Origin of the sequence: Vibrio ostreicida, from assembly GCF_013074385.2 — a bacterium.
Lineage (GTDB): Bacteria > Pseudomonadota > Gammaproteobacteria > Enterobacterales > Vibrionaceae > Vibrio > Vibrio ostreicida.
This window is the reverse complement of sequence record NZ_JABEYA020000012.1, coordinates 36,949-50,656: the sequence shown is the minus strand read 5'-3', so window position 1 is coordinate 50,656 and position 13,708 is coordinate 36,949. Positions and strand designations below refer to the sequence as shown.

The window sequence follows — 13,708 nt, the reverse complement described above, 5'->3', positions numbered from 1 at the left end:
ACGAGTTACCGCTCTGCAATTTGTGAGCCTGATAATTCAATGAGAATGACTTTTACCGAGTCAATGACAAGCAAGACAATTAAGCCTCACTGTCGCCGGTCAGGTGAACGACTCAAATAGAGAGATGTTGTTCACAAACGGGTAAGCCTATTTTTACTCTATGCAACCTTATTTGTATAATTATTAGACAGAAAGGTATGTTAACTGTGTCTTCGATCAGCCTCTATCTTATCGTTCGCTGGATTGTGGGCAAGACCCTTAACGGAGGGAAAGTCATGCAAAAGGACATCTTTGGTATTTGTTTATCACAATCAATGTTAGCAAAAAACTTGTCAAGCACCTTCACTCACGTGAGAGCTTATGAACAATCCCCACAAAATGACCATGTGCAAGTTTTGCATACATACTCTCAGCTTTCAGGGAGAGAGTTACTCTCAACGATAAAGAAATCAAAACGCTTACTGTGGCGCGCAGAGTATGTCTGCCTAGATCCGGATAAGTCGTAATTCTTCTCGTTGAAAGAAAGCGCTACCCAGAGATACTGGTTTCTGATTTGGCGCGTTTTATTTGATAGAGATATTTTATCCAGCTTTTGGCTTGGTTCGATGGTTCAATACTCTCTGAGATTTTTGCTTGGCTCAACGCTTTGTCTAGTCGGTTGAGCTTATAGAGCACTTGTGTTTTTGCCAACGCCACATCTGCCTTTCTGCCCTGCACTTGGTCTAGGATATTGAGTGCGTTGAGATAATCGCTTTGTTGAACCAAGAGTTGAGCAACGTTCCATAGGTATTGAGCGTCGTGGCCTGCCGCCTGCTTCCATACGATAAGGGCTTTATCCCATTCCTTGGCCAATTGCCAATAAGTGGCTTGTTCGGCCAAATGCTGGGCATCGTTGTTTGCTTCTTCCAATTCGCTCATCTCTAACGCAGCTCTTTCAGCGATACCTTGTTTAGCATACATTTGTGCCAGTAAACGTTGATCGGTGGGCGTCAAATCAAGTCCCTGCAGCTTGGCTAGTGCAAGCGTATCTAGTGCTTTCTGATCTTGGCCGACATGCAGTTGGATACTCACCATCTGGCGCCACCATTTCAACTGTTTGGGCTGTAAGTCAATCAACATCTCTAAGCTGCCTATTGCTTGCCGCCATTGTTTTAATTCAAGCTCTGCGCCTAGCTTCAGAGACAGTGGAGTGAGCCGATCTCTCGTTTCAGGCTTTAAATAATGGTTAACGGCTACAGTGACCTCTTCCCACTGTTCTAGCTGGTAGTGTGACTGAGCAATTCGCAACCAGAGATCACTGATGACTTGAGTTTTCGGTACCTCATCAACCAGTGAATAATAGTATTTAAGCGCCAGTGCAAACTGGCGATCGTTGAGGTAGAGATCAGCTAGCATTCTTTGACTGACCCAAGCCTGTTCACCTTTTAGCCAACCACTCTCAATCGCCGTTGCCATGTAGTGAATCGCTTGTCCATTATTTCCATCTTGCCAGTAGAAAACGGCCAGCATTCTATCAATAAAAGCCTTGTCATAACCTCGAGATGTTTCAATGCTTTTAAGCAATATAATCGCTTGTTCAAACTGCTGGTCCTCGCCCAACTTGTGGGCTTTTTGGACACGTACGGCAGCATATTGGCTGAGCTCGATGCCAAAAACCATTGGCGAACTCAGCATTAACATCATCATTGCAATTATTCTTATCATTTCGGTAACTTAAATTCCACTCTAGCACTACGTCCCACCTGTGACACCGCCACACCATCAACCAGCTTAGGTTGGTATCGCCATTTCTTGAGTGCTGTGATGGCTTCACGTTCAAACATTCGTTTTGGGCTGGCATCAGAGATTTGAATATCAACCGGCTTACCCGTAGGATCAATGGTAAACACCAACACCACATACCCTTCGACACGACGCTTTTTGGCTTTTGTCGGGTAACGGGGTTCAACACGATATAGAGGCAACACTTGTTGACTGACATTGAAATCACCAAACGTCGGGGCGATGATTGATAGCCCTTGGACATTGGTATTAAGCGCAAGTGAAGTTTTGGGTATCGATGAAAATTGATCCAGTTTGGTACTGGACTGAGTAAGCGCTTTTTGCTCAGGAATCTCTGGGGTTTCTGGTGGCTTAGGAATCGTTCGCCGACGTCGATTAACTTGTTGTTCATTGTCGACCATAACCATGTTAAAACTCACTGGTTGACTTGACTCATCGCTGCGGTTATCCATATCAACCATCATCGCCATCAAACTAAACAACCCTAAAGTACCGACAAGGGCGAAAGGCGCAGCTATCAAAAAGCGTCCCACTATTTTTTCTCCGCCGCCAATGCAATATTCTTTACACCTGCCCCTTTGGCGGCATCCATCACTTTGACGACAACCCCACTATACGCATATTCATCAGCCTGAATGACCAAAGACGCCTCAGGTTTATCCAATAGAAGGTGCTCAAGCGCCGCTTGAACACGTTCAACATCAACAATACGCTTATCAATATAGACATCGTTCGCCGCTGTCACCGCCACAAAAATACCCGCTTGTTCTTGACTTGCAACATTTTCGGCTTGTGGTCGACTGACTTCGACTCCAGACTCTCTGACAAAAGAACTGGTCACGATAAAAAAGATCAGCATGATAAATACAATATCAAGCATCGAGGTCAGATCTACCTGAGCTTCATCTTGAGAATAGGAACGTCGGCCAAGCCTCATCGCTGACTCCTTAGTGATTTTTCTAGTTTTATTTCTCTGATTTGGCATGCTTTAACTAATCGAGCATGAAAAAACATCCCCGACAGTGCCGCCACCATACCCACCATAGTCGGAAGCGTCGCCATTGAGATACCTGATGCCATTAGCTTGGGACTGCTGCTCCCCTGACTAGCCATGACATCAAACACGGTAATCATCCCTGTTACCGTGCCGAGCAAACCCAGCATGGGACAAATAGCCACCAAAACTTTTAAGATATTGAGGTTATGGTAAAGGACAGTGTGCGCCTGTGACAGCCAACCTTCTCGGATGGCACGAGCATACCACGAGTCCTGTTCATCGCGAGCTAGCCACAACGAAACCCAAACTGTTCTTTGTTTTGGATACTGCACAATGAGATAGATGATTCGTTCAAATATCAGTAACCAAGTTAATACGACCACTGCAAATAGCCACCAAAGCACCTGCCCACCCTGCTGCATAAAACTCTGCAGAGAGGTGAATACATTGTTACTTGAAACAATATCCGTCAACACAATAACCACCGAGTCCATTAAGCTGCGCTCTCCTGCGGACCCTGATTTGCCTGAATATCTCTTTCTGCTTGAGCGGCAACCAAAGAAATGCTTTGTTTTTCAAGAATTGCCCGAATCGCCGCTGCCTGTGAACTGAGTATATTGTGAGCGAGTAGCAGCGGCATAGCCGCAATCAGTCCAAGAACGGTAGTGACTAGGGCCATCGAAATTCCGCCAGCCATGACTTTGGGATCGCTATTACCAAACTGTGTAATAACTTGGAACGTTTCGATCATACCTGTCACGGTTCCAAGTAAGCCGAGCATTGGTGCTAATGCTGCCAACAACTTAAGCATCGAAAGGCCTTTTTCAAGGCCTGATTGTTCGTCGACAATGGCTTCTAGCAAGCGTAACTCCAGCGCTTCGACGTTGAGCTTGTTTTCTTTACTGTACACAGCAAGAACGCGACCAAGAGGGTTATCTGTTGGGGTTTGTGGTACTTTTAACTGCGCGTGAATTTTCTTCCGAGCAATAAGTAGACTGACACCACGGATCAGGGCAATGATCAAACCTATGCTCATTAAGCCCAAGATGATCTTGCCAACCAATCCCCCCGCTTGAAGACGTTCAAACAAAGTGGGGCGTTCTTCCAGCTGAGCCAACAAAATACCTCGAGACGGATCCAATACAATATGTTGCTCTTGTCCTGAGGATAGAGCTGACAAACTCAGCTGGGTTGGTGCTTGGCGCGGTTGCTGCTTATAAGTCTGAGCCTCTCCCTTTTTAGCCAACCACCTGAGATAGCCATCCTCTCCCACCAAGCCAATGGAGCCAAGGCGCACAGCCGTTTTATCGTGGGAGATGCCCTCCCCGTCAACAAAGCGAATAGGTATGGTGACGAATTCCCCACTGGCTTGTATCTGCTCCTCTAGCGCCAACCAAAGTCCTTTTAGTTGTGCCATGGAAGGGAGTTGGGAAGCCGCAGCGATTTCCTTTACCGTTTGTGTATACGTTTGCTTGTCAGCCGAGGTCACCGAGTTTTCAAGCTCAGACTGAAGCTCTTTTGCATTTTGGCGCACAACACCAAACACTTCACCAAGACTTCCGCTTTCCAAACGCAATTTCTCTTCCAATCGAGCGAGCTTATCTTCATTGTCACCAAACTGACCAACGAGTTTATCGTTTTGTTTTTGCAAAGCGCTGCGCTGACGCAGCAGTTGAGACTTCCGTTGTTTCAGTTGCGATTCAGTTTGCTGAAACCTAGCCTCACGCTTAAGATTATGTTGAGCCTGCTGCTTATTCTCCAATTGGGCTTTATCAACCAAATCGGCCAAGGCATTCGTCGTCCCAATGCTACACAGCACAATAAGCGATATTATCATGTTAAATTTCATCAGAGTCTCCCTGCTTGACATGCGTTGAGACCGGAAGGACGACTAAGCTTGGGCTGGTCTGCTTTGTGGCTATGTCAAACGCCTTATCAAGATCAGATTTTATTGATTTATCAAGGCGTTGCCACCGTTTTTCACCCTGATTCCATGACCAGAATTTAGTCCGGTTTAAGCTCCGAGCAACTAAAGACACCCGCCCTAGGTGGAGAATGTCGACTTCTCTCGCCATGTTCTCGACTTCTATTTTTCCTTGATACCAGCCCAATTTGGACCCGTAATCAAGCTCGATCTGATAAGCTTCTAGAATTCGACGATATTTTTCAGCGTCACTCACATCCGCACGAGTCATCAATGTTTCCAGCTTGACCACTCTCGCTTCACGCTGCGCTTGCTTGATGGGGATATCCTTCTCTATCACCGTTCGTAAACCGGAAATCATTTGATACATCAACGGCACCAAACCTTCACGCGTCGTTTTGATCTCATCAATCTGGATCGAGATATTGATGACTTCTTGATTTTGGCTTTCAATCAGGGCCGATAGATGAGATTGATAAATATCTAGATTCTTGATTTCTTCTTCAAGCTGTTCGACTTCTTGCTTCAAACTCAGCGTGTTTTCAGCACTAAAATCGATGCGCTTTTGACTTGCGGCAGAGGATGCATTCGTTTTACTTTGGATAGATTGAGCGCTGTCAAGGGTCGAGGCAATGACGCCAAACGCTGCCATCGAGAGCAACAAGGATAAACTGGATTGTCTAAGATTCATAACGTGTGTTTTCAATGATGTCCGGTCAGATTAGTGAGAAGCAATCTCATTTTCACTTGTTGCACATATTAACGTGATTCCATAAAATTTCAATCAGCCCTTTACTCAATAACTCATATCAATCCCACTCAACGTCATGAATAATCGTAAATTATGGTTATTTAGAACACGTGTTATTGCCCCAAAATTGGTCTCAGGATCGTCGCAATGGTGACAAACACTCATAAAACAAGAAATATATGCATTCTGATGTATAATTTAATTAGTGGAACTCACATTTGACTCACTCATGCGAATAACTGATAAGTCTTTAGTCGAACAGCAACATATCTCTGATAACGAGTTGATGCAGAGGTTACGCTTATTTCGGCTAACACCTAGCGATCTCTGCGAGATACATTCGATTAAAAACATCATCAGTCGAGAATTGGACCAAATTGTGGACGAGTTCTACGAACACCAAACTCACACACCAGATGTGGAAACGTTAATTGGTGATTCAGGCACGCTAAAACGCCTCATTGCGGCGCTCAGGCAGTATATTATTGATTTATTTAGTAAGGATATCGATCTGGATTACGTTGAACACAGGTTAAGGATTGGTTTGGTCCATAAAAGAATTGGCATCGATCCCAAGCTGTACCTCTCAGCGGTCAATTATCTCAAAAACACGCTCATTCTACGAATAAAGAATAATATCAACGACGAAAGCTATGCCGATAAACTGTGTGGCATCCTTGAGAGACTGATAGACTTTGATGTTTCATATGTTTTTGATACTTATATTAAAAGTATGATGAACGAAATTGAAATTGAAAGAAACAAATCCAATAGCTATGTCGCTGACTTAGAGTCAATCGTATTAGAAAGAACCAAAGATCTCAAGGAAATGACTCGCCTTGATTCACTCACGAATCTCTATAACAAACGGGCGTTTGAGGAATTTTCAAGCAAGTTATTTCTAGAGTCAAGACAAAGAGGCGAACCCATATCGCTCTTATACATAGATATCGATGCGTTTAAAGCGTTCAATGATCTGCACGGACATGAACACGGCGATAACGTGCTCATCGCGGTATCGGACAGCCTGCGAGGGGTGTCTCGAAGTGTGGATTTGTGTTTTCGCATGGGGGGCGATGAGTTTGTTGTGGTTATGCCCAACTGTGCAAAAGAAGATGCCAGTTTAAACTACATCCCAAGGCTATTGGAAAAACTTGAGGCCATGCGCAAAGATGTTTCTTTGAGCATAGGAATCGCCCAGTCTGGCCCTACAAATTACCTTTCCTGTCGAGATACATTGTCGAGAGCGGATAAGGATATGTATCTCAAAAAATCAGTCACGCATGCTGAAAAGAGCAACCCATCGCTGACCTATATTACCCCCAAAAGTAAAAAATCGAGTTCACAGTGAATACTGTTTTTGCCGTATCTAAAAAAATCCGTCATGTACATGGGGAAGCACACTGAAATACATAGTCCATTTCTCCCATCGACTGCTTACATCAGACCCACCCCCCCCCCCAAATCAGCCATCAAGGTTAGCCCCTCCAACAAAGGCGCTACAAATAACGCTACTTATCGCTCACCCCAAATAGCCACACCGCGCCCAAGAGACTTTTTAACTTTATCTTTGTGGCCCGCCAGTGTGTCGTTGGTGTTATCGGAGCCACGTCGAGTAAATACTGGTAAGACGTCGGGGTCAATTTCACTTCTCCCCCATGAGCCAACAATAAAGTTTTAGGCGACATTTGGTAGACCCGCTCGAGAGATTGACGGTACTTGTTAGGATGGAAAATAGGGAATGGAGCGATAAGTCGCTTTTTAACTTCAACAATCAGATCGGCGACGTAAAGCAGCCGCTGTTGGGGGTGATACAAAGAAAGGTCTCTGTCAGTATGCCCCGGCGTTTCCATGACTTCCCAATCTTCAAACCCTGGGATTGCCTGACCATCTTTTAGAGTAAGATCCGGATAGAGATATCTTGGATACCAAAGTCTGCGTTTTGGTTTTTTCATTCGAGAAGCGACCCAACCCGCCAAAGCGACATCCGTTAAGTGCATCACAATACCGACAAAACCACTGTACCACTGCTTTTCCTTTTCCGCAGAAACGATTTTACATCCTGTTAGCTCTCTGAGTTTATGGGCCCCTCCAGCGTGATCTGGGTGCATATGAGTCACGACAACCATTTTCAATCTCGTAAAGGGTACACCCATCGTATGAGTAATATAGTGCTTGAGAAAAGGGATATCTGCCCGACTCGCCCCATCGAGCAACATGAGCTTATCTGAATATTCAGCCAAATACATTGTTTGGATATAACCCTGAATCGTATGTAGTTTCATCTCAAAACCTATTTAGCCTCGTACTAATGATTCAATTTAGCAATACGAGACCAAATGAAAAGAGTAAAAACTCTACGTTGTGACCTTGGCGCTATCTCACATTGCGTCTTATGCCTGACCATCGAAACAATCGTCCGTCAGTACGGTATAACAGCAAAGCCAATAAAATAAGGCCACAGCCAAACAGTTTATTGACAGACAAGGACTCCCCGTACATTAAGATGCTCAGTATTACGGTCCAAATCGGTTCTAGAAGCATAATGAGCGCTGCATTCGCTGGTTGACTATGTTTTTGCCCTAGCGTTTGCATAACATAGCGCAAGCTCGTTGCCAAAAGGGCACTGGCCGCAAACCACCCCCAAATACTCAGCTCCACACGATCAGGGATAACTTCAAACATCACCGACACAAGCAGACCCAACACGCCAGTAACAAACAACTGTATGCAAGTCAGCATGAGTATCGGCATAGACTGCGCTAAACGGCTGTTGACATTGAAATGAAGTGCAAGCAGGCACGCATTGGCCAGAAACCATAATTGCCCTGTGGCCCCATTCCACCCATCTTGAAGAGATAATAAACCGAGACCAGAAACCGCAATCGGCATAGCGACCCAAAACGCCCGTTTTGGCCGCACGTTAAACAGAGCCCAAGCCACAATAGGGACAATGATCATCGATAGGCTAACAATAAACGCTCCCTCTCCCAACGTCTCACTGATGGCAATCGCATGAACCCAAGTCAGCAAAGCCAAAGCAAGAATGAACCCACCGCCCATTGCCTGCATACATTGAACCACGGTCATATGCTTGAATGATTTAAGGCAGAAGGGAAACAAAAAAAGGGAAGCGACGATAAAACGCAGGCCAATAAAGCCAAATGGGGGTAAACCCTCAATGGTTTGTTTCGAGAATATCCAGCCCAAGCCCGCCAATGCTGTGGTGGCGACGAGTATCCATGCGGATCTGTTTTCAGCATTCAATGGTGATTCTCTCTAGGGTTGACGAAATAGACGATTCTGCGACTGCAGTACATTTTGATAATGTCAGATTCGTCTATAAATACCAAGTAAACTCTTTTATATCTTTATTACACGACGTTTGGAGAAAAAATATGATGATTATAGGGCACCGTGGTGTCGCGGCATATTACCCTGAAAACACTCGCTCAAGCGTGCAAGCTGCCGCGGATCTCGGTCTCGAATGGGTTGAAGTTGATGTACAACCAACCAAAGACAACATTTTGGTTGTTTGTCATGACTATACGATTGATCGTTGCAGCAATGGGCATGGCAGAATTGACCAATTGACCCTCGATGATCTTCGTCAGTTTGACTTTGGGGATTGGTTCGATAAAAGGTTTCGTGGCGAAAAAATAATGACGTTGTCAGAATTACTTCTACTTTCTCGCCAACTGGGCATCAAACTGAACATAGAAATCAAAGTAGACCATCAGGATACACTGAATGTAGCCAGTCTAGTGAAACAAACTCTCGAATCTGACCTAACCGCCCCAGACACCATTATACTATCAAGCTTTGATCACGACATCATGCGACACTTGCATCTTAGATTGCCTGACTATCGCCTCGCGGTGTTAACCGAGTCTTTGTCGTCCAATGATATTCAACTTCTCGAAGATATATCAGCATTTAGTTGCAATCTTCACTATCAGCGAGTCAATCAAGAACAGATTTCTCAATTACAATCCTCCGGTTATCAGGTCTGGTGTTATACGGTCAATCAGCCCGAATCTATTCGCTGTTTAACGAATATTGACGCGATTTTCAGTGACGATCCTGCGCGTTTCTTATAAGGGAAGACCTCTCTTTATTCCACGTCTTTGAAGTCGTCCATTCGTGCGACTTTGATGATCTTCATTGATGACTGAGAGAAAAAACAGAGACATTAAAAGAATCAATACGTTAATACCAAATACACATCATCCCTCTTTCAAGCTGGGTAAAAAATCATCCCGCAAGGTTGATCCAGCCGAGCAAATGAACTACTGTATATTTAAACAGTATGTATATAAGGACAGCATCCATGTTTCAGGCTCACTCGGAAAATAGACCCATATCAAAATTTAACGTCTTGGCCCAATCAACTCAGCCCATGATGATGCCGCCCTCAACGCTCAACCGACTAGCAGGTTTATCGCATAGTGACCAATGGATTCTGTTTACCGCTGAATGCCCTCGCCCTGACTACAATCAGTTTTCTTCGTATAAAGTCCTGTGTAAAAAAATTCTCCAAATGAAACCCTCACAACGGTTATCTGAAGTTGATATAGTGGCGAAAGCGATTAAATCAGGAAACGCTAGTGCTATTGTCGCATCGGATAATATTACTCAGATCGAACGAAGCTGGCTGCACAATTTAGCTAACCAGTATCACTGCGAGGTGTTTTTTGTCGAAAGCGGCGCGAATCACTATCACTAATCAGGCAATACAAACGCACGATGGATAACAAAGGCTCGATTCCTCATCATAGAGAAACCAAGACAACGCCCTCGTTCCTCGATTTCAATATTAATCTTGTCACAGCAAAGGCAATCGTTTGCCTTTTACCTGAAAGCTTGATTAAGTTCTGGTATCATCCAAGCATAACCGCTTGCCTTTCCAAGCCAACCTTTCACTTTTGATAAACATAGGTATGCCTCAATGAGTCTTGCTGATCAAGTTCTTGCCATTAATGATGATCTTCCCATTCGCACTCTGAAACCCGTCCACAGCGGAAAAGTCCGTTCGGTCTATTGGTTGACTGAAGAGGATAGCCAACGACTAATTAAAGAAAAAGGGTACGATGTTGCCGCTGATGCCCCTTTAGCTATTATGGTAATCAGTGATAGAATTTCTGCCTTTGACTGTATTTGGCACGGTCAAGAGGGACTCAAAGGGGTGCCAGGTAAAGGGGCGGCTCTCAACGCCATTTCCAATCATTGGTTTGAACTTTTCAAAAAAAATGGCTTAGCGGATAGCCACATTCTTGATATTCCTCATCCACTTGTCTGGATTGTACAAAAAGCGAAACCTCTAAAAATAGAGGCCATTTGTCGTCAGTATATTACTGGTTCAATGTGGCGTTCATATGAAAAAGGCGAGCGTACATTCTGTGGCATTGAGTTGCCTGAAGGGCTTAAGAAAGACACAGTGTTACCCGAGTTGATCATGACTCCCTCAACGAAAGGTGTTTTAACTGGCATTCCAGGCGTGCCTGAAGCCGACGACGTCAATATTGAACGCCACGATATCGAGCAAAACTTTGCTGCATTCAATTTTTCTCATCAAGACGACATCGCTCAATATGAGAAATTGCTGAGAGAAGGCTTTGTTCTCATTAGCAATGCCCTAGCTGAGGTTGAACAAATCTTTGTTGATACTAAATTTGAATTTGGCTATGTAAAAGACTCTACCGGTAGAGAGAAAATGATTTACATGGACGAAGTCGGGACACCGGACTCTTCAAGAATATGGGATGAAAATGAATATAACGCGGGCCATATTGTTGAAAACTCTAAAGAAGGTTTTCGTCAGTTTTTGTTACGTTATTTCCCTGACCCTGACATCCTGTTAAATAAAGAACGCATGTCAGAGCGCTTAGCTCTCGCGCGTAATAATGAGCTTCCTACCGACGCCTTACTCGATATTTCACGCACCTACATTGATATAGCCGAAAAAATCATCGGCAGACCCATTAAAATGAGTGACCACCCAAAGCAAGAAATCATCAATATACTTGATAAGAAATATGGACTCATAAGGTAATTACTGTGTCTTCGTCTGGCGCAGTCTAGGCGATCTCTCCGGTCTGGTCGGTGTGCCAAGCCCGCATTGCCTATCTAGCTAACATCCAATTACAGTCATCAGAATAGAAAAAGCCCGGTTTCAAACCGGGCTTAGGATACATCCCGAGTCTCTTGATGATTGGCCTTCCATCACTGTATAAACACTGACATCTTCACCAATAGTACTCAGTTGGTTTGCCTTATAACTTAAAGCGCGCGATTTCTTGCTCAAGTTCATAAGAAAGCTCTGACAGCTGCGCCGCCTGAGACGCTGCGTCATGTGCTTCATCAGACAATTCATTCGACACATCTCGAATACCCACCGTGTTGCGGGTAATTTCAGATGTCACAGAAGCTTGTTCTTCCGCCGCGGACGCAATTTGCGTAGCCATATCGCTGATTTGTTCAACTGCGGTTTGAATCTGTGTCAGGCTAATCGCTGCAGAATCTGCGTCAGTGACACTGGTATCGGCCAGTTGTCGACTGTCCCCCATGATCCCAACGGCTTTAGAGGTTGTGCCTTGCAGAGTTTCAATCATTTGTTGAATCTCTTTAGTAGACGCGTGCGTTCTTTGACTGAGTACTCGCACTTCATCGGCTACCACGGCGAAACCTCGACCTTGTTCACCCGCGCGTGCTGCTTCAATGGCTGCATTCAACGCCAGCAAGTTGGTTTGCTCAGCAATATCTTGAATCGTCGATAGAATCGTACTGATGCTGTTACCATGTGTTTCCAGTTCTTGAATGACACCCGTCGCGACCTGAACTTCTTGCGCGAGATTCTGAATAGAATTTTGCGTTTGGATGACCTGCTCGCCGCCGTGGACGCAAGCGGTCACTGCTTCTGTGGAATTTTGAGCAGTATTGTCCGCATTACCCGCGATTTCCTGAGTCGCCGCCGCCATCTCATTGATTGCCGTTGCGACCATATTGACTTCGTCTTGCTGTAAACGAATGCGTGCACTTCGCTCTTCAGCCTGCTCTGCGGTATGTTTTGCTTGCTCCGACAGGGATGCTGAAACACGGCTAAGCTTAGAAACCATGGCATGCATGTTACCAACGAAGGTATTAAAATTAGTGGCGAGTTGCCCCACTTCATCATCGCTGCGTGGTTCGAGACGTTGAGTCAGATCGCCCTCACCTGACGCAATTTCCTCTAAAGCACGAGAAACATGGCCTAAGTCTCGGAATAAAAAGCTGACGAGCCAAGAAACAAGACCAATCACCATGATCGTAATAACAATGGCGGTGAGGAAGAGGTCTTCCAGTAGTTCCGTATGCGCGGCTTCTTCAATGCTACGGTCCATTTCTATCGCAAAAATCCACTGTGTATCAGGCACCTTATTAAAGAAGTAGAATTTTTCTTCTCCGTTTCGTTCAATGATTTCCATTGAGCCTGAAGCGGCCGCCTTTTCAATCATGCTCATCGTTAACTTTTTCGACAACGCAGTGACGGGTTTAAGCAACAGTTTTTCATCAGGATGCGCTAGAAACGTTCCATCTTGAGTATCAATCAACATGGCGTAAGCACGTTCACCAGCATCAAGACTAATGACATCATCAATCAACTGATCAATTAACACGTCGGCACCAACAACACCAATAAGTTGACCATTGCGGCGCACAGGCTCAGCAATCGTAACCAAAAGTGCATTGGTGATAGCATCTTGATAAGCGGTCGTAATGATCTGACGGCCAGCTGAATTGGCATCTTTATACCAAGGGCGAACCCGAGGATCGTAGTCTGCGCGATTTCGTTCTGGATGTGAACGATACATTCCGCCTTGAGGCGTACCTAGGAAAAGCTCGTCAAAACCACCCGCCTTGCGAGCAAGTTGAAGAAAAGGAACAATGTCCGTTTCTTGGCTGTAATCATTAAAAGCCTTCGCGATGTTTTTACGGATACTAATCCAGTCCGAGATTCCCTCAGATGCGGTTGTCGCAAGGCTCTCAGCCCGAGCATAAACGCCATTACGAGTTTGTTTGAACAGTTGATCAGCAGACAGCCAAGTCAGGGCACTTGCCATTAGTACGACGGCCAATAAACTGGCGCCAATAAATTTTTGTTTGAGTGACAGTTTCATAATTCTTAATATTGATTGTGGAACAGACAGAAGTTGCGAATTTTATAACCATTTATCTCATCATGCACGTAATATTATTTATCCGATGTTAATAGTTA

At 44.8% G+C, this 13,708-nt stretch carries 14 protein-coding genes; 5 read left to right on the top strand and 9 right to left on the bottom strand.

Features of this window, described 5'->3' with window-relative positions:
* Positions 1-275 precede the first annotated feature (275 nt).
* Positions 276-506 (top strand): hypothetical protein, encoded by a 231-nt coding sequence (locus tag HLM86_RS14880; RefSeq protein ID WP_076588100.1) that lies wholly within the window; start codon positions 276-278, stop codon positions 504-506.
* 22 nt (positions 507-528) lie between these two features.
* On the opposite strand, the gene HLM86_RS14875 is transcribed toward HLM86_RS14880, so the two are convergent.
* The 6 genes from HLM86_RS14875 to HLM86_RS14850 are packed head-to-tail and all read right to left on the bottom strand — an operon-like array spanning position 529 to position 5,394.
* On the bottom strand, positions 529-1,704 hold the full coding sequence (locus tag HLM86_RS14875) for a tetratricopeptide repeat protein (protein ID WP_076587688.1): 1,176 nt from the start codon (positions 1,702-1,704) through the stop codon (positions 529-531).
* A complete protein-coding gene (locus HLM86_RS14870) occupies positions 1,701-2,315 on the bottom strand; it encodes an energy transducer TonB (protein ID WP_076587686.1) in 615 nt (204 codons plus the stop codon). Before HLM86_RS14870 ends, HLM86_RS14875 begins: the two co-directional genes overlap by 4 nt.
* Positions 2,315-2,719 (bottom strand): ExbD/TolR family protein, encoded by a 405-nt coding sequence (locus HLM86_RS14865; protein WP_076587684.1) that lies wholly within the window; start codon positions 2,717-2,719, stop codon positions 2,315-2,317. The genes HLM86_RS14870 and HLM86_RS14865 overlap by 1 nt, the downstream gene beginning before the upstream one ends.
* Positions 2,716-3,273: a MotA/TolQ/ExbB proton channel family protein gene (locus HLM86_RS14860; RefSeq protein WP_170883582.1), complete on the bottom strand. Its 558-nt coding sequence runs from the start codon at positions 3,271-3,273 to the stop codon at positions 2,716-2,718. Before HLM86_RS14860 ends, HLM86_RS14865 begins: the two co-directional genes overlap by 4 nt.
* Positions 3,273-4,628: a MotA/TolQ/ExbB proton channel family protein gene (locus HLM86_RS14855; RefSeq protein WP_076587680.1), complete on the bottom strand. Its 1,356-nt coding sequence runs from the start codon at positions 4,626-4,628 to the stop codon at positions 3,273-3,275. Before HLM86_RS14855 ends, HLM86_RS14860 begins: the two co-directional genes overlap by 1 nt.
* Entirely contained in the window at positions 4,618-5,394 is a 777-nt protein-coding gene (locus HLM86_RS14850) for a DUF3450 domain-containing protein (protein ID WP_170883581.1), read from the bottom strand. Before HLM86_RS14850 ends, HLM86_RS14855 begins: the two co-directional genes overlap by 11 nt.
* Before the next feature lie 289 nt (positions 5,395-5,683).
* Here HLM86_RS14850 and HLM86_RS14845 point away from each other — a divergent pair, with 289 nt between their 5' ends.
* On the top strand, positions 5,684-6,805 hold the full coding sequence (locus tag HLM86_RS14845; RefSeq protein ID WP_076587676.1) for a GGDEF domain-containing protein: 1,122 nt from the start codon (positions 5,684-5,686) through the stop codon (positions 6,803-6,805).
* Positions 6,806-6,965: 160 nt separating this feature from the next.
* Here HLM86_RS14845 and HLM86_RS14840 read toward each other — a convergent pair whose 3' ends face one another.
* Both HLM86_RS14840 and HLM86_RS14835 read right to left on the bottom strand, forming a co-directional pair.
* Positions 6,966-7,739, bottom strand: a complete 774-nt coding sequence (locus tag HLM86_RS14840; protein ID WP_076587674.1) for an MBL fold metallo-hydrolase — start codon at positions 7,737-7,739, stop codon at positions 6,966-6,968.
* Between the two features lie 91 nt (positions 7,740-7,830).
* On the bottom strand, positions 7,831-8,721 hold the full coding sequence (locus HLM86_RS14835; protein ID WP_170883580.1) for a DMT family transporter: 891 nt from the start codon (positions 8,719-8,721) through the stop codon (positions 7,831-7,833).
* A gap of 131 nt (positions 8,722-8,852) precedes the next feature.
* Here HLM86_RS14835 and HLM86_RS14830 point away from each other — a divergent pair, with 131 nt between their 5' ends.
* From HLM86_RS14830 to HLM86_RS14820, 3 genes are all read left to right on the top strand, one after another.
* On the top strand, positions 8,853-9,554 hold the full coding sequence (locus HLM86_RS14830) for a glycerophosphodiester phosphodiesterase family protein (RefSeq protein WP_170883579.1): 702 nt from the start codon (positions 8,853-8,855) through the stop codon (positions 9,552-9,554).
* Positions 9,555-9,784: 230 nt separating this feature from the next.
* A complete protein-coding gene (locus HLM86_RS14825; RefSeq protein WP_170883578.1) occupies positions 9,785-10,180 on the top strand; it encodes a SulA-like leucine-rich domain-containing protein in 396 nt (131 codons plus the stop codon).
* Between the two features lie 222 nt (positions 10,181-10,402).
* Positions 10,403-11,506: a phosphoribosylaminoimidazolesuccinocarboxamide synthase gene (locus tag HLM86_RS14820; protein ID WP_076587668.1), complete on the top strand. Its 1,104-nt coding sequence runs from the start codon at positions 10,403-10,405 to the stop codon at positions 11,504-11,506.
* Between the two features lie 220 nt (positions 11,507-11,726).
* On the opposite strand, the gene HLM86_RS14815 is transcribed toward HLM86_RS14820, so the two are convergent.
* Positions 11,727-13,610, bottom strand: a complete 1,884-nt coding sequence (locus tag HLM86_RS14815) for a methyl-accepting chemotaxis protein (RefSeq protein ID WP_076587666.1) — start codon at positions 13,608-13,610, stop codon at positions 11,727-11,729.
* Between the last annotated feature and the right edge of the window lie 98 nt (positions 13,611-13,708).

Bases quoted from the DNA above. Each gene is read 5' to 3' on its own strand.
- HLM86_RS14820 (WP_076587668.1), top strand. From the start codon at position 10,403: ATGAGTCTTGCTGATCAAGTTCTTGCCATTAATGATGATCTTCCCATT.
- HLM86_RS14855 (WP_076587680.1), bottom strand. From the start codon at position 4,628: ATGAAATTTAACATGATAATATCGCTTATTGTGCTGTGTAGCATTGGG.
- HLM86_RS14845 (WP_076587676.1), top strand. From the start codon at position 5,684: ATGCGAATAACTGATAAGTCTTTAGTCGAACAGCAACATATCTCTGAT.
- HLM86_RS14875 (WP_076587688.1), bottom strand. From the start codon at position 1,704: ATGATAAGAATAATTGCAATGATGATGTTAATGCTGAGTTCGCCAATG.
- HLM86_RS14830 (WP_170883579.1), top strand. From the start codon at position 8,853: ATGATGATTATAGGGCACCGTGGTGTCGCGGCATATTACCCTGAAAAC.
- HLM86_RS14850 (WP_170883581.1), bottom strand. From the start codon at position 5,394: ATGAATCTTAGACAATCCAGTTTATCCTTGTTGCTCTCGATGGCAGCG.
- HLM86_RS14815 (WP_076587666.1), bottom strand. From the start codon at position 13,610: ATGAAACTGTCACTCAAACAAAAATTTATTGGCGCCAGTTTATTGGCC.
- HLM86_RS14880 (WP_076588100.1), top strand. From the start codon at position 276: ATGCAAAAGGACATCTTTGGTATTTGTTTATCACAATCAATGTTAGCA.
- HLM86_RS14825 (WP_170883578.1), top strand. From the start codon at position 9,785: ATGTTTCAGGCTCACTCGGAAAATAGACCCATATCAAAATTTAACGTC.
- HLM86_RS14840 (WP_076587674.1), bottom strand. From the start codon at position 7,739: ATGAAACTACATACGATTCAGGGTTATATCCAAACAATGTATTTGGCT.
- HLM86_RS14860 (WP_170883582.1), bottom strand. From the start codon at position 3,273: ATGGACTCGGTGGTTATTGTGTTGACGGATATTGTTTCAAGTAACAAT.
- HLM86_RS14865 (WP_076587684.1), bottom strand. From the start codon at position 2,719: ATGAGGCTTGGCCGACGTTCCTATTCTCAAGATGAAGCTCAGGTAGAT.